This window comes from Streptomyces sp. NPDC001027, from assembly GCF_040299045.1.
Lineage (GTDB): Bacteria > Actinomycetota > Actinomycetes > Streptomycetales > Streptomycetaceae > Streptomyces.
The window spans coordinates 52,188-72,635 of the sequence record NZ_JBEPBI010000010.1; the positions used below are offsets into that span (position 1 = coordinate 52,188).

Below are 20,448 nucleotides of genomic sequence, written 5' to 3' on the forward strand. Positions count from 1 at the left end.
TCATCGGGCGGTGAATATCAGGCTGCGGAGTCGGGCTCCTCGCCGCCTCGAGCGCGGATGGCGTACCAGTCCGCCGTCTGCATGCCCTTCGGCTTCGCCGACTTCCGGGGCGCGGACAGCCGCTCGGCAAGCAGGGATGCGCTGGGCGTGATGTCCTCGACGACCTCCCCCGGGTCGGGCTGGCCGAGGGCGCGGGCGGCGTGCCGCTCCGCCGGCGTCGGCGGGCGAGTCCGAGTCTTCCTCTCCGTGCCGGCCATCTCAGGCCACCTCGGGGATGGCGGGCAGGTTGGCGAGGGCCTCGGTGATCACACGCAACTGCTGCACCGTGGGGGAGGTCAGACGCGGGTCGGACGGGAAGCCGACACCACCCGGGTTCTCCGCCTGCCGGGCATGGTCGACGACCGCCTGTAGCGCGCCCTGCGCCTCACTGATGGCGCGCCCGAACCGGGCGGTGGCGTAGGCGGCCTGCTCGCGATGGTGCTCGGCGGATCCGCGGGACGTCGCCGCGGCCGTGTCGTACACACCGTTCAGGGCGTCCTTCACGGCGTCCTGCGCCTTGTCGAGGGCGGCCCGGTCGTTGGCCTTCTTCGACCGCACGGCGGACTCGTCGTCGCGAGCCGTCTCCAACTGCTCGATCGCCTTCAGCGTCTTGGCCGGGAGGGCGCTGCGGTCGAGGGGCAGTACGAAGTGGTGGGTCCGGTCGCCGGGGATGAGTACCTCGAGCGGGCTGCCGTTGAAGTCGATCACGATTGGTCTCCTTGCGTGTTGAAGGGTGGGCGTTGGTGCCCACCCCTGGTCTGGGGTCAGGCGCCGGATGCGGCGAAGGTGGTGTTGTCGAGGAGCGGGGCGAGCTCGAGGCCCTTCTCGGCGAGGCGGGCGAGCTTCTGCCGGTGACGTCGCACAAGCCCTGCAGCACGCGCGGCAGCGAGTTCCTCCCGGCGCTTGCGGTCCGCCTCCGCCTTCACGCGGGCCGCAGCTATGCGGCGTTGAACCTCGGCCTCGACGTGGCTGGTCATGACTCCGCCTCCCGCGCTGCTCGCAGTCCTCGAGCGATCGCGCGGCCGATCAGCCGCTCCCGCTTCCGCGGCGACGTTCCGGGCGGCATGGACACCCGGACCGGCACACCGCCGGCGTCCACGGTCGGCGCGCACTTCGGGGCGAGGCGGGCGGCGACACCGTCGAGGTGCTTCAGGAGCGCACGCGCATCCTGCGGCCGCTCGCTGTACAAGGCGCGGGTCGCCTCGACCTCGCCGGCGAACACGGGGTTCCGTAGCCATTCGGTGATCGTGTTCGGTGAGACGCCGGCGGCCTCGGCTGCAGCCCGCTTCGTCTGACCCGCGGCCAGCCACAACACGGCTGATGCGCGATCACGGGCGGGGGTGGGGTTCATCGTCGTACTCCTTCGTTCGGGGGTGGGGGTCCGTCGAGGGTCGGCATCCATGGCCGGCCGCGGGGGCAGGCGCGGGTGCCGCGCTGCGGGGGCAGCGGGCCGGGCGGGCGTCCGTGGCGTTCGGGGGTGAGCCAGTCGAGGACGAACCAGTGACGCCGCCACGCGGTCGAGGTGCTCATGCCGAGCTGTCCGGCGGCCTGGCGGAAGGACAGTCCGTGCCCGAGGACGAGGTCGACGACGGCGAGGCCCTCGGTGGCCTTGACGGGGAGGGGGACGCGCAGTCGTGGGTAGGGGCCGGCTTTCTTGGTCATTGGCGTTTCACTTTCTGCGGTGCTTTGGCGGGGTGTTTTCCATGGGGTGTGGGCGTCTGGCTGTTTTCCATGGGTCTGGGATGCTGGGTGGGTGGCCGGCCCGTCTCCCGCGGGCCGGCCGTCGCGTGCGGGTCAGACGGAGCGCAGGTGCCGGGACGCGGTGATCTCGTGGGCGGCGAACGTCATCACGTGCTCGTGCGCCTCGCCGGACTGGCACGGGTGCGGGCAGTTGAAGCGCACGAAGTAGTGCGGGCCGGGGCAGCACAGGGATCCGTCGCCCGCGTGGTCCGGGTCGATGGGCTGGCAGTGGCAGGTGCCGCAGAACGGGGTGCTCGGGCCGGTGATGATGCCCTCGACGGGGGGTTCAGCCGGGCCGTCGATGTACTCGACGGGGCAAAGACTGATGGCGGGAACGATGACGCGGTCGTCGGTCTTGTAGCTGGACTGCACGGTGCTGCTCCTTCGTCGGGTTGGCCGGTGGTCAGTGGTCGGTTTGGGGTTTGGCTGCGGCTGGCCAGCCGCCGGGGAGGCGTCGGCCGGTGCGCTTGGGTCCGGGCCAGTTGCGGGAGTCGCGGAACCAGGAGGCGAGGAGTGCGGCCTGTTCCCAGCCGAGCCGGCGGTAGAGGGGTTCGGCGGTCTCGCGGTATGGGCCGGGGTCGGGGCGGTTGTAGACGTAGCCGCGGACGGCGGTGGCGATGAGGGTGGCGCGGTCCCAGCCGTGTTCCTCGACGAGGGCAGCGGCGACTTCCCGGTAGGTGGTGGAGGTCTCGGTCATGGGGTCCCCATCCGAAGCGGAGGGGGCAGAGAGGGCAGGTACGCGCGCGAACTTTCTGCGGTGAGAGGGAGAGCCCAAATCCGTGACCCGAATGGGCTTTTATGTCCGATTCCTTGAAGGCTCCATAGAGGAAAGTCCCTGCAATTACCTGCCCTTACTGCCCCCTGAGAGGAATCCATGCAGGTCAACCGTGGTTTCCGGTGGGGGCAGGTACGGTCTTTTGCCTGCCCCCAAGCTGCCCCCACCTGCCCCCTCGTAGCTGCCCTTAGCTGCCCCCAAGCTGCCCCCTGTGGATAACTCGCTTCCCAGCCACGAAAGTGCAGGTCAACGGTTGTGGAAAGGCGCAGCGGCGGGAGGGACGTGTGTGGCTGGGGGCAGCTTCCGGGGGCAGCTTGGGGCAGGTTGCCGAAGGGGGCAGGTGGGGGCAGGTACATCAGCGGCTCCACGCTTCCGGAGCCAGCTTCTTGGGGCCGGTGGTGATGCCGGCGTAGCCGCGGGTGCCGTTCACCTTGGCGGCGCGGTACGACACGTCGAGCCGGGCGTAGAAGCGGGAGGGGCGCAGAGGCTCGCGCATGGCGGACTCCTTGCACCACCGCTTGTACATCTCGTAGAGCTCGGTGCGCGGCGCCCAGGCGGACTCCTCGATCGTCAGAAACCCGTCTTCGGTGTACTCGGCTACGAAAGCCGTGACACCGTCGGCTGTGGTCCTGAATGCTTCGCCCGCGTGCAGGACCTCGGGGGGCGGCATCAGGCCGTCTCGGAGGTACATGCGGAGCCCGCGCACGGCCCAGGCGAAGATGCCTTCCATCTCGGCGTGAAGCTTCTCTTCGAGTCGCTCGTCACGGTTGGGGTCTCCGGCAAGGAACTGCCGCAGGAACGGCACGACCCGGATGCGCGTCCAGATGGCGTCGTCGTCGCCGGTGATCTTCGGGTACTGGTTGGAGCACACCCAGATCACGCACTCGGGCGTCCATGTCCGGTTGTTCTGGTAGAGGGCTCGGGTGGTCTGCTCGTCCCGTCCGGTGAGGCGTTTCACGAGGGCCTCGTCCATCTCTTCGCCCGGCCGGGACTCGGAGGTGGTGACGAACCTCTTGCCCGCCATGCCGTCGACGTCGTTGTTGACGGTGCCCTCGCGGCGCGGACGCAGAGCACCGTCGGAGGCGACCAGCCCGTACTCGCCGAAGAGACGGGACATGACGCCGGTGAAGATGCTCTTGCCTGTGTCGGATGGTCCGTACAGATAGAGCAGCGTCTTCTCGTTGGAGAGTCCCGAGAGGGTGTAGCCGGCCGCCTTCTGCAGGTAGAGGCGGGTGTTCTCGTCGGGGATGTTCATGGTCAGGAAGCGCTCCCAGACCGCTGCTTGGGCGCGCTCGTTGTAGGGAACGCCGAACATCCGGGACAGCATCAGGTCCGGGTTGTGCGGCTTGAGCAGGACCTTGTCGGTGTCGAGGATTCCGTTGGGCAGGTTCAGCCAGCGCCGGTTGGCGTCGAAGTCCTCCGGCTGCGCGTGCAGTTCGGGGAACGACGACGCGGCGGAGATGGCGCGGCCCATGACGCGGTGGTCGCGCAGCTTGGAGACGTAGGCGAGGAACACGTCCCGGTCGCTGGGCAGCTTCTTGCCCTTCTCGTCGACCGGGTTCTCGGCGCTGTAGGACAAGGCCTCGGTCTTGGGCAGGTCCTCGACGGTGAGGCGGGTGAGGGTCCGCACGAGGGTGTCGCCGCCGCGGAATGCCCAGCGGCGGCCGTCGTACACGGCCCACTCGCCGCCCTTGACGATGAGCACCCAGCGGACGATGGGCCCGTACCGGTCGATGAGCCGCTGGGCGTTGCCGATGTCGTCCCGGGTCCGCATTGTCCGGGCGGCGCGGGGTGGTGGCGGGAAGGCGGCGACAGCCCGAGGACCGGACGTCCATCCCCCGGTGGAGTCTCCGCCTTCCCACATGCCATCGTCGAGCGGCTCTTCGTCGGGGACCGGCAGTCCCGTCAGCATGCGCAGCGAGGGGTCGATGGGGTCCTGCGCGGGGGTCACGCGGCGCCCTCCTGTGCGTTGTCGCGGAGGTCGATCTGTTGGCCGTCGACGAGGTGCCGATGCCAGCCGGGTCGGCCAGGGATCGCGACGGGCGGCCAGCCTGCGGTGGCCTGTACGGGGCGCGGCGGCTTCGGTTTCGACAGGGCGTCAAGCTCGGCGAGGGTCCTACGGTCGGCCAGCGGGCGGTGTGACACAGAGGACTCCCTGAACCAGGTCAGCACCTGGTCACTGCCGTACCTGCGCCACATTTCCGCTGCCTCGATCACGGACATGTCCTCGCACCCGAACCGCCGCCAGGACTCGGCCGCCGTGAGGATCGCGGCGGCCCTGCGGGGGTCGTCTCCAGGCAGTCGCCGCCATGCAGGGGATCCGTATGCGGGCGGCTCGTCCTGGCCGTCGAGGAGCTGCGTGACGGCGTTCGATGCCCACAGCGCCATCGGGTCGTCGGCCTTCGCCATGTTGGTTGCTACGCCCTTGGTCCCGCGCTGGGGCGTTGCGGTCTTCCTGTTCACGTCGTGCGTCCTGTCACGAGCGGCGAAGCGGTGCGGGTTGTGGTTCTTCGGCTTCGCGAACGGATGGGAGTGCGGGTTGTTGGCCCGGCGCCGCACCCGCGCCCGTCCACGAGCTGGGCGGCGGGTGTGGCGACCGAACCAGGAGTCACGGGCTCGAGTCCGGCCCGTCAGAGCCCCAGATGAGGACACGCAAGCGACTGACCTGCTCCGGGCCGAGCGGGGGTGCCTGGCTGACGACGTCGACGACGTGCTGCCAGTAGCGCGCGTCCGTGTGGAGGCCGAGCTCCGTGAAGAAACTGACTTTCTCTTCGGCGGTCATGTGGAGAAGGCGCGGGTCGGCGCGAACAGCGTCGTACTCGGCTTGGGTCCGGGCGTGCCGTTCGTGGTTGTGCACGACGTTGTGGGCCGGAACCTCGGCGGTGATGGCGTGCGCCTCAGCCACGGCCGCCTCGGGCCGCGAGTCGAACCACTTGACGGACTTCCGGACGGCCTGCGCCCACCAAGCCGCACCGCTCGCATGCGCCTTCCAGCGCTGCTTGGGGTTGCTGGTGATGCCCACGTAGAGCAGCTGGTCGTCGGCGTCGTAGAAGCGGTAGAGCGCGGTCCGTCCGGGGGCGGGGTCGCTGCGCAGCGCCTCGTCCGCCTTCGTCGAATGTGGGAAGCTGGACATCAGCGTCCTTTCACGTGTGAAGACAGGCCCCGGTTCCAGCCGCCAAGCAGGCCGGGGCTTTGTCGTGGTTGGGGCGTGAGGCCCGGTCGCTGGTGCTAGAGACACCGACGGCCGGGCCGTTTCATGCGCCTTCCAAAAGGCGGACGAGCGAGGCCGTCAACACCCGGTGGCGAGCGCCGAAGCTGAGGACCTTGACCGGGGCCTCACCCCTTCGGACCATCTCGTACAGGTGCGACTTCGAGACGCCGATCGCGCGGGCGGCCTCCGGTACTCCGACCGTGGCGGGCCAGCTGCGGACCTCGTCGAGCGTGGGTACGGTGCCCATCAGGCTGCGCTCGCCGAGTTGATGCCGGACAGCCAGGCCAGGACATCGCGGCGGCGGTATCGAATTCGTCCACCCTTGCCGGGAGACAGCTTCGTGTAGACGGGGCCCGTGCCCTTCCAGCGCTTGTCCGACAGAGTGCGGACGCTGAGCTTGGTGAGCTTGGCGGCTTCGACCGGCGTGAGCCATTCATCCAGGTCAGGCCCGCAGGCTGCGCTTTTGCGCATCAATACCTCCAAGATTCGCAGCGATCGCTGCGCTACTTGGACTGTACGGGACTGGCGTTGACTGTGCAAGGTTTCGCATGGGACGCTGCGAGAGTGACAGCGAATGAGACTGCAAAGCAGATCCCCGAGCCCTCGAAGGGGCCCGGTTGGGGACCGACTAGCCGACACGTGGCGGCCAACCTGCGACGCATCAGGAACGCGCGCGGGCTTTCGACCACGAAACTGGCGGTCTTGCTGAAGGACGCCGGCCAGTCCATCCCGGCCACGGGCATCACCCGCATCGAGAAAGGCGAACGGCGAGTCGACGTCGACGACCTGATGGCCCTCGCCATTGCGCTAGGCGTCTCCCCTTCAGCGCTGCTGCTGCCCCCCACGGACTCACCCGAACAGACCGTCGACATCACAGGTGGCGGATCAGTTCCATCCGATACAGCCTGGGCGTGGCTCGACGGCACCAGGCCTCTACGCCTATCCGAAAGCAACGCCTATGCCGCCACGCTCGAATACGCCCTCTACTCCCGTCCGCCGTGGATGAGGCCGGGCGGATCTCACATTGCCGGGGCACACACGCAGCAAGCGACAGTGGCGACTCAGTTGGCCAACGTGATCAGCGCCCTGGTTGCCGACCCCGAGGCCCTGCAGAAGTTCCTGGATGAGCGGAAGTGACTCTGCGCATCGTTGAGTAGGCGCAGATGGGCGCATCCTTCAAGAAGTGAGGGAGGGCATGGCTGAGATCAAGAAGGTCGTCCTGCAGAACGGCAAGATCCGTTACCGCATGATGGTCGACGCAGGCCGGGACGAGAGCGGCAGACGGATTCAGCTCACGATCACCAGGGACACGAAGAAGGAGGTGCTGGCGGAGCGCGCCCGGATTCAGACCGAGCGGAAGGCTGGCACCTTCATCACCCCCAGCAAGATCACGGTAGGGGAGTGGCTCGACCAGTGGCTGGAGTACAAGCGGCGGGACGTCGAGGAGACGACGATCCGCACGTACCGGCTCGCCCTCGTGCACGTCTACGACCAGCTCGGGCACATCCGCCTCCAGGAGCTCGGCGAGGACCACGTCCGCGACTTCGTCGACGGCCTGGTCGCCGGCGGCCGGCGGAAGGGCGGCGAGCCCGGGACACGGCTCGCCATCTCCACGGTGGAGGGCATCCTGATGCGGCTGCGCAGTGCACTGGGCCGGGCCGTGGTCCGCAAGCTCGTCGCCGTCAACGTCGCCGCCGAGGTCCGGCCGTCGCTGGCCGACAAGAAGACCGACAAGCGGGAGCGGGATCGGCCCAAGCCGTGGACCGTCGCCGAGGTGCAGACGTTCATCCGCGGCATCGTCGAGGACCGTCTGTTCGCGCCGCTGCTGCTGTCGCTGATGGGGCTTCGGCCGGCCGAGGTGTGCGGGCAGCGCTGGACGGACATCGACCTGCAGCTCGGCACGCTGGACGTCGCCAACACCCGCACGATGATCGGCAACGTGACCGTGCTGGAGAAGGACACCAAGACGGCGTCCGGTGAGCGCGTCCTGCCGCTGCCTCAGGGGCCGTGGGAGGCGCTCAGACACTTCCGTGCCCGGCAGGCCGCGGAGAGGCTGGCCGCGGGCGAGGCGTACACCGAGACGGGCTACGTCGTCGTGAACGAGCTGGGCATGCCGCTCAACACGCGACAGCTGCGAGAGCACGCCTACCGCACGATGCGGCGGCTCGGGCTGCGGCAGGTGCGCCTGTACGACGCCCGGCATGCGGTGCTGAAGGCCCTCGCGCTCAGCGGGGTCCCGGACGTCATCCTCGCGGCGTGGGCCGGCCACACGAACGCGGCCTTCACGAAGCGTAAGTACGTGTCCATCGAAGTGGAGGATATGAGGGGCGCAGCGGAGGCCCTCGACGTGTTCCACGGGATGGGCGAAAGGCTGGCCATACCGGCCAGTACGGAGAAAATGTGAGAGATGATCTTTAGTGGATCACTTCGTACAGCTTCTGACCTGCATGGATTCTGTTCGAGGTAGAACAGTGGAGGGATTCTACTGGCGCTTCGTGCAGGTCGGCGCAGCGGTCCGGTTCGGCGGAACCTACGAGACCGGGGTCACCCCGCGGGCGGACAGGCGTCGCCGCCCGCGGATCGGCGTCGCCCCGTGCCCCGATCGGCCGCGCCCCGGGCGCGGATCGTCTGCGCGGATCGGCTGCGCCGACCCGGCTTCGTCCGTCTACAGCCGGCTCTCGTACGGCAGGAGTTCGGGGCGCTTGGGCGGCAGGCTGTCCCCGGAGGACCGGCCCGTCAGCCGGCGGCCTATCCACGGCAGCAGGTACTGCCGGGTGAACCGTGCGTCCGCGACCCGCCGGGCGGCCCAGCTCGGAGGCGGGGTGGGCGGCATCGGCAGATGCCAGTCGGCGTCCTCGGCCTCGTGACCGAGGGTCTGCCAGACGGCCTCGGCGACCCGGCGGTGGCCCTCCGGCGTCAGGTGCAGCCGGTCGACGTCCCACATGCGCGGGTCGCTGAGCGAGGGAGCGCCGTACAGATCGGCGACGAGCGCGCCGTGCCGCTCGGCCAGCTCCTCGACGCACACGAACAGCTCCTCCATGCGCGGCCGGAAGCGCTCGAGGACGGGCCCCTGCCGGCCCGGGCTGCGCATCAGCACGAGCTGCTTGCAGGACGGGGCCAGCCGCTCCACCGCCTCCGTCAGCAGGCCCTTGACCCGGCCCATGTCGCACTTGGGACGCAGGGTGTCGTTGAGCCCGCCGACCAGGGTGATCACGTCGGCGCCCATCGCGGCGGCCACCGGCACCTGTTCCTCGACGATCTGTCCGATCAGCTTGCCGCGCACCGCGAGGTTGGCGTAGCGGAAGCCGGGAGCGCGCACGGCCATCCGCGCGGCGAGGAGGTCGGCCCAGCCCCGGTAGGAGCCGTCGGGCAGCAGGTCCGACATGCCCTCGGTGAAGGAGTCGCCGACGGCGACCAGGCTGGAGTACGGGGGAATGGAGTTCGTCTGCATGGCGACACCGATGGTAGCCCGAGTCTCATACCCGTCGGTCGGTCGGACCGGTCCGGCCCGACCCTTCCACGCCGAGCGGACGGCCTACGTCCGCTGTCCGAACAACTCCTGGAGCACGTCCTCCATGGTCACCAGGCCGGACAGCCTGCCGTCGGAGCCGAGCACGGCCGCCAGATGCGTCCGGCTGCCCCGCATCGCGGTGAGGACGTCGTCCAGCGGGGTCGCCTCCCGCACCCGGGCGATGGCCCGCATGTCCTGCAGCCGGAACGCCTGGTCGCGCGGCGAGGCGTCCAGCGCGTCCTTCACATGCAGGTAGCCGACGATCCGGCGCCCCTCGTCCACCACGGGGAAGCGGGAGAACCCGGACTCCGCCGCCAGCTGCTCCAGCCCCTCCGGAGTGACGCCCACGCGCGCGTACACGACGCGTTCCAGCGGCAGGACGACGTCCCGCACCGGGCGGCGGCCCAGTTCCAGGGCGTCGTGCAGGCGCTCCTGGGCGCGGTCGTCGATGAGGCCCGCCTCGCCGGCGTCCCGGACGATCTGTGCCAGCTCCGCGTCCGAGAAGGTCGCGGTGACCTCGTTCTTCGTCTCGATCCGCAGCAGCTTCAGCAGCCCGTTGGCGAACGCGTTGATCGCGAAGATGACGGGCCGCAGCGCCCGGGCGAGCGTCACCAGCGGCGGTCCCAGCAGCAGCGCGCTGCGCACCGGCTCGGCGAGCGCGATGTTCTTCGGCACCATCTCGCCGAGCAGCATGTGCAGATAGGTGGCGGCCGTCAGCGCGATCACGAAGGACACCGCGTGTCCGGCGCCCTCCGGCACGCCGACCGCGTGGAACACCGGCTCCAGCAGGTGCGCGATGGCCGGCTCGGCGACCACGCCGAGCACCAGCGTGCACAGCGTGATGCCGAGCTGCGCCGCGGCCATGAGCGCGGACACGTGCTCCAGACCCCACAGCACGCTGCGTCCGCGCCGGTCGCCCTGTTCGGCGTACGGCTCGATCTGGGAGCGGCGGACCGAGATCAGCGCGAACTCGGCGCCGACGAAGAACGCGTTGACGACGAGGGTCGCCAGCCCGATGAGCAACTGGACGGCGGTCACTGCCCGGCCCCTTCCGCGTGGGTGTCGGCGAGCGGGGCGTGCAGCAGCACGCGCGCCGCCCGGCGACCGGAGGCGTCCACCACGTCCATCCGCCAGCCGGCGATCTCGACGGTGTCCCCGACGGCCGGTATCCGGCCCAGTTCGGTGGCCACCAGCCCGGCCAGCGTCTCGTACGGTCCCTCGGGCGCGTGCAGGCCGACGCGTGCGAGCTGGTCGGTGCGGGCGGCGCCGTCGGCCGAGTACAGGACGCGGCCGTCGTCGTCGGTGCCCGCGTGCGCCAGTTCGGACGTCTCGTGCGGGTCGTGCTCGTCGCGGACCTCGCCGACGACCTCCTCGACGATGTCCTCCAGCGTCGCCACGCCCGCGGTTCCGCCGTACTCGTCGATGACGACGGCCATCGTCCGCTTGCCGGACAGCCGGTCCAGCAGCCGGTCCACGGTGAGCGACTCGGGGACGAGGAGCGGGTCGCGCATGATCTCGGCGACGGGCACGCGCGCGCGTCGCCCGGCGGGGACCGCCAGCGCGTCCTTGATGTGCGCCGTCCCCACGACCGAGTCGAGGCTGCCGCGGTAGACGGGGAAGCGGGACAGGCCCGTCGCCCGGGTCGCGTTGGCCACGTCCTCGCAGGTCGCCGTCGCGTCCAGGGCGATGACCTGCACGCGCGGGGTCATCACGTTCTCCGCCATGAGGTCGGCCAGGTTCAGCGTGCGCACGAAGAGCTCCGCGGTGTCCGCCTCCAGGGCGCCTTCCCGCGCGGAGTGCCGGGCCAGGGCCGCGAGCTCCTGGGGACCCCGGGCGGCGACGAGCTCCTCGGTGGGCTCCACGCCGACGCGGCGCACGATGTGGTTCGCGGTGTCGTTGAGGTGGCTGATGAAGGGCCGGAAGGCGGCGCTGAACCAGCGTTGCGCGTTGCCCACGCTCTTGGCCACCGCGAGCGGGGAGGAGATCGCCCAGTTCTTCGGCACCAGCTCGCCGACGACCATCAGGAACACGGTCGACAGGGCCGTGCCCAGCACCAGCGCGACGGAGCTCGACGTGGAGCCGGACAGGCCGAGCGATTCCAGCGGTCCCGCGATCAGCTTCGCGATCGACGGCTCGGACAGCATGCCGACGACCAGGTTGGTGACGGTGATGCCGAGCTGCGCGCCGGAGAGCTGGAAGGTCAGGTTGCGCACGGCCTTGAGCGCTCCGGCCGCGCCGCGTTCGCCGCGCTCCACCGCCCGCTCCAGCTCGCTGCGCTCGACCGTGGTCAACGAGAACTCGGCGGCGACGAAGGCGCCGCACGCGAACGAGAGCAGGATCGCCACCAGGAGCAGCAGCACTTCGGTCATCGGGTCTCCTCCGTCCCAGGATCGGGCAGGGCGGGACGGAGCGCGCGACAACGGGCGCGGGCACGCGTGCGGGCGCCGGAACGCGCGCCGGCGGGTGTACGGGGAGGCTCGCCCATGGGCGGACGCTCACACCTTTCATGAGGTCGTCGGGGGGCCGTGCGGACGATCCGCACGACCCCCCAAGGGTAAAGGATCGGCAAAGCGTTCCGGGCGGGGCTCGGGGTCAGCCGGTGAGCGGCTTGACCCAGCGCCGCCACTTCTCCTCGGGCGCGTACCCCGCGGCGCGCCAGGCATGATGCGCCGTCTCGTTGCGGGTGAGCACCATCGCGTCCCCGCGCCGCCCGCCCAGCCGTACGAAGCGTTCCTCCGCGGCGGCGAGCAGCGCCGTGCCGACGCCCTGACGTCGGCGCTCCGGGTGCACCGCCAGCCGGTACAGATGACACCGCCACCCGTCGAACCCGGCGATCACCGTGCCGACCAGCTCGGCGCCCGACCCGGCGCCCGACTCGGCCCCCTGCTCGGCGAGCTGTTCGGCGAGGATCAGCGCCTCGGGATCGCGGGCCGCCAGCCGTTCCACCCCGCCGCGGTCGTCGCTGATGCTCGTGCCCTCGGCGGCGGTCTTCCAGAAGGCCAGCACGGCGTCCAGGTCTTCGGGCGTCGCCGCCCGTATGCGCAGATCAGACATACGGCGATCCCATCACGGGCGATGCGTCCGGACCCGGAATTCCAGGATCCGGACGCCCTCCCGGCCGACCGGCCGCGTCACTCGTGCGCGATCGCCGCCAGCACGTTCATCCGGGACGCCCGCAGGGCCGGCAGCATCGCCGCCACGACGCCGACGACCGCCGAGCCGACGACCACCGCGACGATCGTGCCCCACGGAACGGCGAAGGCCTTCATCCCCTGCAGCGCCAGCACCTGGCTGATGCACACGCCCCAGACCAGTCCCAGCCCGAGTCCCAGCACCGCGCCGAACACCGCGATCACCACCGACTCCAGCCGGATCATCCGGCGCAACTGCCGTCGGCCCAGCCCGATGGCGCGCAGCAGCCCGATCTCCCGGGTCCGCTCCACCACCGACAGCGCCAGCGTGTTGACGACGCCGAGCACCGCGATGACGATCGCCAGCCCGAGCAGGGCGTAGACCAGGTACAGCAGCACGGCGATCTGGTCGTGCACCAGCTTCTTGTAGTCGGCCTGGTCCCGCGCCTGGACCTGCGGATACGCGTCCAGCGTCTTCTCCAGCAGGGGGCGCAGCTGTTCGGCGTTCGTGCCGGAGCCGGCGTTGACGTACAGGGCGGAGTCCTGCCCGCCGGGCACGTACTTCTCGACGGCGGCGATGCCGAGGAACAGCCCGCCCTGCATGCCGAAGCCGTCACCGGTCTCCTGGTCGGTGAGCGCGCCGACCTTCAGCGACGTCGTCCGGCCGCCGGGGAACTCCACCGGCAGCACGCTGCCGAGCCGTACGCCGTGCTCCTTCGCGAAGTCGACGTCCATGCCGAGGGCGCCCTCGGCCAGCGCGGCCGCCGTGTTCCCCTCGGCGTACGGGATGTGCGCGACGTCGTCGACCCGGTCGTCGTAGCCGGCGGCGGTCGTCTCGACGCGCTTGCCGTCGGGCAGCCGCACGGCGAGCGGGGCGAACCGCTGCCGCACCACGAGGCCGACGCCCTCGGTGTCGCGCACCGCGTCCGTGACCTCCTGGGAGAACGGCGTGAAGTTGGCGTTCTGGACGACGAAGTCGGCGCCGAGCGTTTTGTCGATCTGCTGGTCGAACGACTTGGACATCGAGGCGCTGGCCACCGACATGCCGCCCACCAGGGCGAGGCCCACCATCAGCGCGGCGGCGGTGGCTCCCGTGCGGCGCGGGTTGCGCAGCGCGTTGCGCTGGCTCATCCGGCCGACGGAGCCGAACAGCGCCGGGAAGGCGCCGCCGAGGACCCGGATCACCGGCCGGACCAGCAGCGGGCCCGCGATGACGGTGGCGATCAGGGTGAGCACGATGCCCAGTCCCAGCAGGGACGCCGCGGACGACGTGGTCGACGAGGCCGCGCAGCCGGCGAGCGCGGCTGCGCCCAGCGCGCCGACGGCCGAGCCGACCACGGCGCGCGTCTTCAGCGGACGGCCCACCCCCGCGATGTCCGCGTCCGCGAGGGCCGCCATCGGGGACACGCCGGCCGCCCGGCGGGCCGGGAGATACGCGGCGACGAAGGTGACGCCGACGCCGACGACGTACGCCGACACCGGAGTCGCCCAGCCCACGACCATCTCGGTGGTCCTGAGGTTCATGCCGAACGCGCCCATGAGCTTGATCAGCCCGGCGGCGAGGCCGATGCCGGCGGCCAGCCCGAGGGTGGAGCCGACCAGCCCGAGCAGCACCGCCTCGGTGAGGACCGAGCGCCGCACCTGGCGGCGGTCCGCGCCCAGGGCGCGCAGCAGGCCCAGCTCACGGGTGCGCTGGGCGATCAGCATCGAGAACGTGTTGACGATGAGGAACACGCCGACGAGGACGGCGATCCCGGCGAAGCCGAGCATCACGTACTTGATGACGTCGAGGAACCCGCCCAGCGCCTCGGCCGACGACTTGGCCCGCTCCTCGGCGGTCTGCACGTCGTACCGCCCGTCGCCGAGGGCGGCCAGGACCCGCCGCTCGAGCACCGTGTCGCTCACCCCCGGGGCCGCGTCGACGGAGATGCCGGTCGCCTTGTCCGCCGATCCGAGGAGCTGGGCGGCGGCGGCGCCGGGGTCGAGGTAGACCAGGGCCGCGCCGGGGTTGGTGGTGGTGAAGGTGGCGATCCCGACGACCCTCACCTTGAACGTGCCCGGCTGGGCCATCACCGTCAGGGCGTCGCCGATCCGCACGTGCTTCTTGTCGGCGGTGTCGGCGTCGAGCATGGCCTCGCCGGCGCCGCGCGGGGCGTGGCCGGAGGTCAGCTTCACCGGGCTGCGGTCGGTGACGTACCAGTCGGTGGCGACGGTGGGCGCGCCGGTGGTCGGCCCGACCGACTTGTTGTCGGCGTCGACGACGGTGATGTTCTGCACGCTCACGTCCGCGTGGGCGGACTTGACGCCCTCGACCCGGGCCAGTCGTCCGGCGAGCGCGGCGGGGAGGGTCTGGGTCGCGCCGGTCGGCACGGAGGAGCGCAGGTCGTCGGCCGGTTCCACCGTCACGTCCGCCGAGGTGGACGCGAAGAGCCGGTCGAAGGTGCGCGTCACCGTGTCGGAGAAGATCAGGCTGCCGGCCACGAACGCCACCGACAGGACGACGGCGAGCGCGGACAGCAGCAGCCGTCCCTTGTGCGCCAGGAAACTTCTGAGGGTCGCCTTCAGCACCGGGTCAGCCCTCCTCGGGGTCGCTGCCGAGCGGGCCGCCGGCCTGTGGGGCGCGGCCCACGTCGAAGCGTTTCATGCGTTCCAGCACGGCGTCCGCCGAGGGCTGTTCCATCCGGTCCACCAGCCGCCCGTCCGCGAGGAAGAGCACCAGGTCGGAGTGGGCGGCGGCGCCCGGGTCGTGGGTGACCATGACGACCGTCTGGCCGAGGTCGTCGACGGCCTGCCGCAGGAACGCGAGGACCTCGAGCCCGGCCCGGGAGTCGAGGTTGCCGGTGGGCTCGTCCGCGAAGATCAGCTCGGGACGGGAGGCGAGCGCCCGGGCACAGGCCACCCGCTGCTGCTGTCCGCCGGAGAGCTGGGCGGGCCGGTGCTTGAGCCGCGCACGCAGGCCGAGCGTGTCGATCACCTGGTCCAACCACTCCTGGTCGGGCTTGTGGCCGGCGATGTCCATGGGCAGGGTGATGTTCTCGAGCGCGTTCAGCGTCGGGATCAGGTTGAACGACTGGAACATGAACCCGATCCGGTCCCGCCTGAGCCGGGTCAGCTCCCGTTCCTTCAACCCGGTGATCTCGGTGCCGCCGAGCCACACCTGACCGGCCGAGACGGTGTCGAGGCCGGCCAGACAGTGCATGAGGGTGGACTTCCCGGAGCCGGACGGCCCCATGACCGCGGTGAAGCGGCCGCTCGCGATGTCCACGTCCACCGAGTCGAGGGCGATCACCGCCGTCTCGCCCGAGCCGTACGCCTTGGTCAGACCTCGGGCGCGGGCCGCGACCCCGTCGGCCGAGGCCGGACCGGGGGCGTGCTGCGCAGCAGGTGTGGACAAGACTGCCTCCTCGCTCGGTGATCGTGCTGCCGTCGCTGAACCGTCCGGCCGAGCGTAGTGTGATGCGCCGCACAGCCGGTATCACTTTTCGATTCCGGCCGCCCTTGCCGTTGCTAGCACATCGGCGCTAGCTTCGAGGTATGGCGAAGACCCAGCTGAACGTGCGCGTCGACGAGGGCACGGCCCAGGTCGCCCGCGAGCGCGCCACCGCCCGCGGCATGAGCGTCAACCGCTACATAGAAGAGCTGGTCAGACAGGACGCCGGGGAGGTCGGCCAGACCTTCGTCGAGGCCGCCGGTGACTTCATGAAGCAGTACGAGGCGCTCTTCGCCGAGGAGTTCGGCGCCGACCGCGAGGGCGGCACGCGCGAAGGTCGCCGCTGAACCCTTGAGCGACCTCCGCATCGACCTCGCCTGGCTCCTCATGCTCGCCGAACAGAAGACCCCGGGAGACCCGCAGGTCACCGACTGGGGCGCGTTGGTCGCGGCCGTGGCACGCCATCAGGCGGAGATATTCGACGTCCCCGTCTACGACGACCCGCCGGCCCGCGCCGCCGCACTGCTCCAGCTCCTCATCCACGTCCCGGCTCTGGAGCGCTCCAACGCGCTCTTCGCCTGCGCGGTCGCCTATGCCTACCTCGTGGCCAGCGGCCTGAAGGTGATCACCTCGCCCGAACAGGTCCGTGACCTGGCCCGGCTGGTGAAGAACGGCGAGGCGTCCGTGGCCGACATCGCACGGGAGCTGCGCGAGTGGACCGGGTGACGCGGCCCGAGACCGGCGCGATCGGGCGGGCGCGGCGTCAGTCCGGCGCTCCCGGCCGCCAGGCGGTCCCCGTCACACAGTAGGAGAACGGCAGCCGCGGCCCGTTCTCCGGCAGCCGCACGCGCCGGTAGGGGCCGAGAGCGAAGCCGCCCTCGCGCAGCGCGCCGACCGTGTCCCGGGTGAGACGGCAGCCGCCCGCCAGATGCGGCCACACGGTCCGGTCCAGCGCGTACTGCGTGAAGCGCATGACCGGGCCGCCGCCCGGCCCGTGCTCGAGGAACCGCACCTCGCCGCCGGGCCGCAGCACGCGCCGCAGCTCGGCCAGCGCCCGCGGCACGTCCCGCACGCTGCACAGCACCAGTGACACCACCGCCGCGTCGAACGCCTCGCTCTTGACGGGCAGCGCCTCCGCGACGCCCGGGACCACGTCGACGGGCATACCGGCGCGCAGGGCCTGCTCCAGTGCCAGGGTGCGCATACGGCGTTCCGGCTCGATCGCGACGACCTCCGCGACCGTGCGCGGGTAGTGGGCGAAGTTCAGCCCGTTCCCCGCGCCGATCTCGACGACCCGGCCGGACAGCCCGGACAGCAGCCGCTCACGCGCCGCCGCCAGACCGCCGCCGGCCTCCGCGGCCGTGCTGACCGCGGGATACCAGCGGGCGAACAGCGGATGGTGGACGAGGTCACCGGACACCTTGCCGGAACCCGTGGACCGTGTCGGCATGGCGACCTCCCGGGGCAGGACGGGCCTACCCGGATCCTTCCCCGTGCCGGCCCGCCCCACCCCCGCCGTGCCGCCCGCGCCGGTCACTGGACGAAGGCGCGTACCTGTGCGTAGACACCGTGGTCGTTGTTCATGTCGTCGTGCGAGATGCAGCCGACGCCCACGTTGGTCGCCCCGCTCAGCAGCGCCGAGGAGTCCGGGTCCACGGCCGCGTCGCAGTTCGACCAGTAGGCGGCGTAGTTGACGCTGCCCGGCGTCTCGTCGCCGGAGTTGAGGGCGGTCACGAACGAGCTGCCGGTGACCATCTCGGCGCACGACGTGTACAGCCAGCTGCACCACCCGGCGAGCGACGTGCCGTGGTTGGTGCCGGCCACCGACACGAAGTCGTCCACGTAGGCGGTCCCGCCGAGGTTCTTCAGGTAGTAGCGGGAACTGAGCGCCCCCATGGAGTGGACGACCACGTCGACCTTGCTCGCGCCGGTCCTCGCACGCACGTTCTTGATCTCCGTGGCCAGCTGCGCGGCCGTGGTGGCGTTCGACTGGGACCAGCTGTACGTCCACGCGTCGAGCTCGGCGGCCGTGTAGCCGTCGGCCTTGAAGAAGGCGACCCAGTCGTCCCAGCTGCTCGACGAGCTGCTGATGCCGTGCACGAAGACGATCGGGTCGTGGGTCGCCGCGTGGGCGGTGGGGGAGAGGGACAGTGACAGAAGGAGCGAAGTGGCCGCGGCCGAGAGGACCGCGGCGATGCGACGCTTGCGGCGCTGCATGATGCCTCCTGAAACGGGTGGGGTTGCCAGGAGTGTCCGGCCGGGTCTACGCGCGCCGCATCGGTGATATCGCCGGTCTTTACGGTTCAAGTAACCCGCCAGTAACGTCATATGGGTGGTGACTCCGGTGAACCCCCCACCTCTGAACCGCACTTCGCCACCGAGGCCGCCGGACGCGGGTCCGCGCCCGGTCGCCGCGCTGCCCGAAGGCGTCCGGGCGCGCGCCCTGCGCCTCGTGCACGGCGACCCGCGCGCCGCCGTCGAACTCGCCGCCCGGCTCACCGAACGCCAGGCGGCCGGCCTCGACCCGCTGCCCACCGACCCGGCGGAGCTGGCCCCGGACGTCCTGCGCGCACACCGCCGGGAGGTCCGCGCGCTGCCCGAGGACACCCGGCTGCTGCTCCTGCTGGCCGCCGCCGACCAGTACCCGGTGGCCACCCACGCCTTCCTGCGCGCCGTCGCCGCGGCCCGGCTCGACACCCGGCCGCTGGAGGCGGCCGAGACGGCCGGCCTGGCCTGTGCCACGGCGGGCGGCGTCGGCTTCCGCGACGCCTGGACCAGGATCGCCGCCTACGAGACGGCCGCACCGGCCGACCGCCGCGACGTCCACCGGCTGCTGGCCCGCGTCCTGCACGACGCCGCCGAACTGCCCCGGCGCTCCTGGCACCGGGGCGCGGCCGCGCTCGGCCCCTCCGCACGGCTCGCCGCGGAGCTGGCCGCCGCGGCGCACCGGGCCCGAGCCGACGCCGACCCGGCCCTGGCCGCCGTCCTCGCGGAACGCGCCGCAGTCCTGTGCCCCGACGCCCGGGAACGCTCCCGTCTGCTCGCCCACGCCGCGGCGGACGCCTGGAACGCCGGCGACGCGGACCGCTCCCGCGCCCTGGCCGCCCGCACCGACGCCGGCGCCCTGACCGGCGTCATCGCCCTGCGCGCCGGCCACGCCGCCGAGGCGTTCGACGCGCTGCTGACGGGCGCCGCGGCCTGCGCCGACCCGGCGCCCCTGCTGGCCCGCGCCACCGAGGCCGCCGTCCACACCGGCGATCTGCGGCGCTGCCGGGAAGCGGTGGCGGCGGCACGGCAGCTGGGCGTCGCGCCCCCGGGGGCGCTGGGCGGGATCGCCGCCGCCGTCGACGGACGCTACGAGGACGCCCGTGACCTGCTGGAGGCGACCGCGGGCAGCTGCGGCCCCGGCGGCGACCCCACCGACCTGCTGCACGCCGGCGTCGCCGCCCTGATGCTCGGCGACCACCGCCGGGCCGCGACCGCCACCGTCCGCGCGGCTGCCGCGGCCCGCACCCGCGGACTCACCGCACTCGTCCCGCAGGCACTGGAGTTCCGCGCCCACGCCGACTTCTGGACCGGCCGGCCGCGCGCCGCCGAAACCGCCGCGCTGGACGCGCTACGGCAGGCGCAGGCCGCCGGACAGGACAACGGCGCCTGTCATCTGCAGGCCGCCCTCGCCATGTTCGCCGCGCTCACCGGCGACGGCGACCTGTGCCGCGTGCGCGCCGCCGCGGCCCGGTCCCACGCCCTCGCCCACGGTCTGGGCCTGCCCGCCGCGCTCGCCCAGTGGGCGCTCGCCTTCCTCGACCTGTGCACCGGACGCTACGGACCCGCCGCGGCCCGGCTGCGCGCCCTCGCCGCCCGCGGAGCCGGACACGGCCACCGCGCCGTGCGCCACTCGGCCGCCCCGCACTACGTCGAGGCCGCCGTGCGCACCGGCGAGACGCGCGTCGCCCGGGCCGCGCACGCCGACTACGACCGCTGGGCCCGTGCCGTCCACAGCGCCGACGAGCTGGCCCTCAGCGCCCGCTGCCGCGCCCTGCTGACCCCCGGCGCCGACGCCCTGGGGCACTACCGCGCCGCGCTCGAGCTGCACGCCGAGGGCGCCCGCCCCTTCGAACACGCCCGCACGGAGCTGCTGTTCGGCAGCGCGCTGCGCCGGCTCCGTCACCGTGCGGAGGCCCGCGACCGGCTGCACAGCGCCAGGGAGGCGTTCGAGTCCTTCGGCGCCCCGCACTGCGCCGAAGCGGCCCGTGCCGAACTCCGCGCCCTCGGCGCTCCGGCGACGCCGGCCCGCGGGGCGGACAGCCCGGCCGTCCTGCTGACGGCCCAGCAGTTCCTGATCGCCCGGATGGCCGCCGAGGGCGCGACGAACCGGGAGATCGCCGTCCGTCTCGCGCTCAGCCATCGCACGATCGACCACCATCTGCGCGGCGTCTTCAACCGGCTGGGCATCCGCTCCCGCATCGAACTCGTCCGGCTGATCGCCCAGGCCGACGCCCAGGGGACGGAGACGCCGTCCGGGTCGCCGCGGGAGCGGGACGTCCCGGGCGACGTCCGCTCCTCGAGCCCGTGAAGACCCACCGGTCAGCGACGCCCCGCGGGCCCTGC

General features: G+C 71.7%; 25 protein-coding genes. 5 read left to right on the plus strand and 20 right to left on the minus strand.

Annotated features, from left to right (window positions below):
* Nucleotides 1–17 precede the first annotated feature (17 nt).
* The 12 genes from ABT300_RS05600 to ABT300_RS05655 all read right to left on the minus strand — a co-directional run bounded on the left by ABT300_RS05600 (nucleotide 18) and on the right by ABT300_RS05655 (nucleotide 6,236).
* Nucleotides 18–257: a hypothetical protein gene (locus ABT300_RS05600; RefSeq protein ID WP_351672442.1), complete on the minus strand. Its 240-nt coding sequence runs from the start codon at nucleotides 255–257 to the stop codon at nucleotides 18–20.
* Nucleotide 258: 1 nt separating this feature from the next.
* On the minus strand, nucleotides 259–747 hold the full coding sequence (locus ABT300_RS05605; protein WP_351672444.1) for a hypothetical protein: 489 nt from the start codon (nucleotides 745–747) through the stop codon (nucleotides 259–261).
* A 56-nt stretch (nucleotides 748–803) separates the two neighbouring features.
* The gene (locus ABT300_RS05610; RefSeq protein ID WP_351672446.1) at nucleotides 804–1,016 is read right to left on the minus strand and encodes a hypothetical protein; all 213 of its coding nucleotides are present in this window, start codon (nucleotides 1,014–1,016) and stop codon (nucleotides 804–806) included.
* Nucleotides 1,013–1,390 carry a helix-turn-helix domain-containing protein gene (locus tag ABT300_RS05615; protein ID WP_351672448.1) on the minus strand — a complete coding sequence of 126 codons (378 nt, stop codon included), beginning with the start codon at nucleotides 1,388–1,390 and terminating at the stop codon, nucleotides 1,013–1,015. The genes ABT300_RS05610 and ABT300_RS05615 overlap by 4 nt, the downstream gene beginning before the upstream one ends.
* Entirely contained in the window at nucleotides 1,387–1,701 is a 315-nt protein-coding gene (locus ABT300_RS05620) for a hypothetical protein (RefSeq protein WP_351672450.1), read from the minus strand. Before ABT300_RS05620 ends, ABT300_RS05615 begins: the two co-directional genes overlap by 4 nt.
* 132 nt (nucleotides 1,702–1,833) lie before the next feature.
* The gene (locus ABT300_RS05625; RefSeq protein ID WP_351672452.1) at nucleotides 1,834–2,151 is read right to left on the minus strand and encodes a hypothetical protein; all 318 of its coding nucleotides are present in this window, start codon (nucleotides 2,149–2,151) and stop codon (nucleotides 1,834–1,836) included.
* 31 nt (nucleotides 2,152–2,182) lie between these two features.
* Entirely contained in the window at nucleotides 2,183–2,476 is a 294-nt protein-coding gene (locus ABT300_RS05630; protein WP_351672454.1) for a hypothetical protein, read from the minus strand.
* 433 nt (nucleotides 2,477–2,909) lie between these two features.
* Nucleotides 2,910–4,505, minus strand: coding sequence for a DNA primase family protein (locus ABT300_RS05635; RefSeq protein ID WP_351672456.1), 1,596 nt, complete (start codon nucleotides 4,503–4,505; stop codon nucleotides 2,910–2,912).
* On the minus strand, nucleotides 4,502–5,017 hold the full coding sequence (locus ABT300_RS05640) for a DUF2742 domain-containing protein (RefSeq protein ID WP_351672458.1): 516 nt from the start codon (nucleotides 5,015–5,017) through the stop codon (nucleotides 4,502–4,504). Before ABT300_RS05640 ends, ABT300_RS05635 begins: the two co-directional genes overlap by 4 nt.
* Nucleotides 5,018–5,162: 145 nt before the next feature.
* Complete coding sequence (locus tag ABT300_RS05645) at nucleotides 5,163–5,687, minus strand: GIY-YIG nuclease family protein (RefSeq protein WP_351672460.1); 525 nt, start codon at nucleotides 5,685–5,687, stop codon at nucleotides 5,163–5,165.
* 121 nt (nucleotides 5,688–5,808) lie between these two features.
* Nucleotides 5,809–6,012 (minus strand): helix-turn-helix domain-containing protein, encoded by a 204-nt coding sequence (locus ABT300_RS05650; RefSeq protein WP_351672462.1) that lies wholly within the window; start codon nucleotides 6,010–6,012, stop codon nucleotides 5,809–5,811.
* Complete coding sequence (locus tag ABT300_RS05655; RefSeq protein ID WP_351672464.1) at nucleotides 6,012–6,236, minus strand: helix-turn-helix domain-containing protein; 225 nt, start codon at nucleotides 6,234–6,236, stop codon at nucleotides 6,012–6,014. The genes ABT300_RS05650 and ABT300_RS05655 overlap by 1 nt, the downstream gene beginning before the upstream one ends.
* A gap of 168 nt (nucleotides 6,237–6,404) precedes the next feature.
* Here ABT300_RS05655 and ABT300_RS05660 point away from each other — a divergent pair, with 168 nt between their 5' ends.
* Both ABT300_RS05660 and ABT300_RS05665 read left to right on the plus strand, forming a co-directional pair.
* A complete protein-coding gene (locus ABT300_RS05660; RefSeq protein WP_351672466.1) occupies nucleotides 6,405–6,902 on the plus strand; it encodes a helix-turn-helix domain-containing protein in 498 nt (165 codons plus the stop codon).
* Between the two features lie 58 nt (nucleotides 6,903–6,960).
* A complete protein-coding gene (locus ABT300_RS05665) occupies nucleotides 6,961–8,169 on the plus strand; it encodes a site-specific integrase (RefSeq protein WP_351672468.1) in 1,209 nt (402 codons plus the stop codon).
* Nucleotides 8,170–8,430: 261 nt separating this feature from the next.
* On the opposite strand, the gene ABT300_RS05670 is transcribed toward ABT300_RS05665, so the two are convergent.
* From ABT300_RS05670 to ABT300_RS05695, 6 genes are all read right to left on the minus strand, one after another.
* Entirely contained in the window at nucleotides 8,431–9,216 is a 786-nt protein-coding gene (locus ABT300_RS05670; protein WP_351672470.1) for an SGNH/GDSL hydrolase family protein, read from the minus strand.
* Nucleotides 9,217–9,300: 84 nt separating this feature from the next.
* On the minus strand, nucleotides 9,301–10,314 hold the full coding sequence (locus ABT300_RS05675) for a hemolysin family protein (RefSeq protein WP_351672472.1): 1,014 nt from the start codon (nucleotides 10,312–10,314) through the stop codon (nucleotides 9,301–9,303).
* A complete protein-coding gene (locus tag ABT300_RS05680; RefSeq protein WP_351672474.1) occupies nucleotides 10,311–11,645 on the minus strand; it encodes a hemolysin family protein in 1,335 nt (444 codons plus the stop codon). Before ABT300_RS05680 ends, ABT300_RS05675 begins: the two co-directional genes overlap by 4 nt.
* 223 nt (nucleotides 11,646–11,868) lie before the next feature.
* The gene (locus ABT300_RS05685; protein WP_351672476.1) at nucleotides 11,869–12,330 is read right to left on the minus strand and encodes a GNAT family N-acetyltransferase; all 462 of its coding nucleotides are present in this window, start codon (nucleotides 12,328–12,330) and stop codon (nucleotides 11,869–11,871) included.
* 77 nt (nucleotides 12,331–12,407) lie between these two features.
* The gene (locus tag ABT300_RS05690; RefSeq protein ID WP_351672478.1) at nucleotides 12,408–14,975 is read right to left on the minus strand and encodes an ABC transporter permease; all 2,568 of its coding nucleotides are present in this window, start codon (nucleotides 14,973–14,975) and stop codon (nucleotides 12,408–12,410) included.
* 4 nt (nucleotides 14,976–14,979) lie between these two features.
* Nucleotides 14,980–15,801, minus strand: a complete 822-nt coding sequence (locus tag ABT300_RS05695; protein ID WP_351672480.1) for an ABC transporter ATP-binding protein — start codon at nucleotides 15,799–15,801, stop codon at nucleotides 14,980–14,982.
* 140 nt (nucleotides 15,802–15,941) lie between these two features.
* Between ABT300_RS05695 and ABT300_RS05700 the strand changes: the two genes are divergently transcribed.
* Together ABT300_RS05700 and ABT300_RS05705 are read left to right on the plus strand one after the other, a co-directional pair.
* The gene (locus ABT300_RS05700) at nucleotides 15,942–16,184 is read left to right on the plus strand and encodes a toxin-antitoxin system HicB family antitoxin (RefSeq protein WP_351672482.1); all 243 of its coding nucleotides are present in this window, start codon (nucleotides 15,942–15,944) and stop codon (nucleotides 16,182–16,184) included.
* Nucleotides 16,185–16,188: 4 nt separating this feature from the next.
* Nucleotides 16,189–16,563 carry a fic family toxin-antitoxin system, toxin component gene (locus ABT300_RS05705; protein WP_351672484.1) on the plus strand — a complete coding sequence of 125 codons (375 nt, stop codon included), beginning with the start codon at nucleotides 16,189–16,191 and terminating at the stop codon, nucleotides 16,561–16,563.
* Between the two features lie 37 nt (nucleotides 16,564–16,600).
* Here the strand turns inward: ABT300_RS05705 and ABT300_RS05710 are convergent, their stop codons facing one another.
* Nucleotides 16,601–17,287: a class I SAM-dependent methyltransferase gene (locus tag ABT300_RS05710; protein WP_351672486.1), complete on the minus strand. Its 687-nt coding sequence runs from the start codon at nucleotides 17,285–17,287 to the stop codon at nucleotides 16,601–16,603.
* An 83-nt stretch (nucleotides 17,288–17,370) separates the two neighbouring features.
* Nucleotides 17,371–18,054 (minus strand): esterase/lipase family protein, encoded by a 684-nt coding sequence (locus ABT300_RS05715; protein ID WP_351672488.1) that lies wholly within the window; start codon nucleotides 18,052–18,054, stop codon nucleotides 17,371–17,373.
* A 118-nt stretch (nucleotides 18,055–18,172) separates the two neighbouring features.
* Between ABT300_RS05715 and ABT300_RS05720 the strand changes: the two genes are divergently transcribed.
* Nucleotides 18,173–20,413, plus strand: coding sequence for a helix-turn-helix transcriptional regulator (locus ABT300_RS05720; protein WP_351672530.1), 2,241 nt, complete (start codon nucleotides 18,173–18,175; stop codon nucleotides 20,411–20,413).
* Nucleotides 20,414–20,448: the final 35 nt, after the last annotated feature.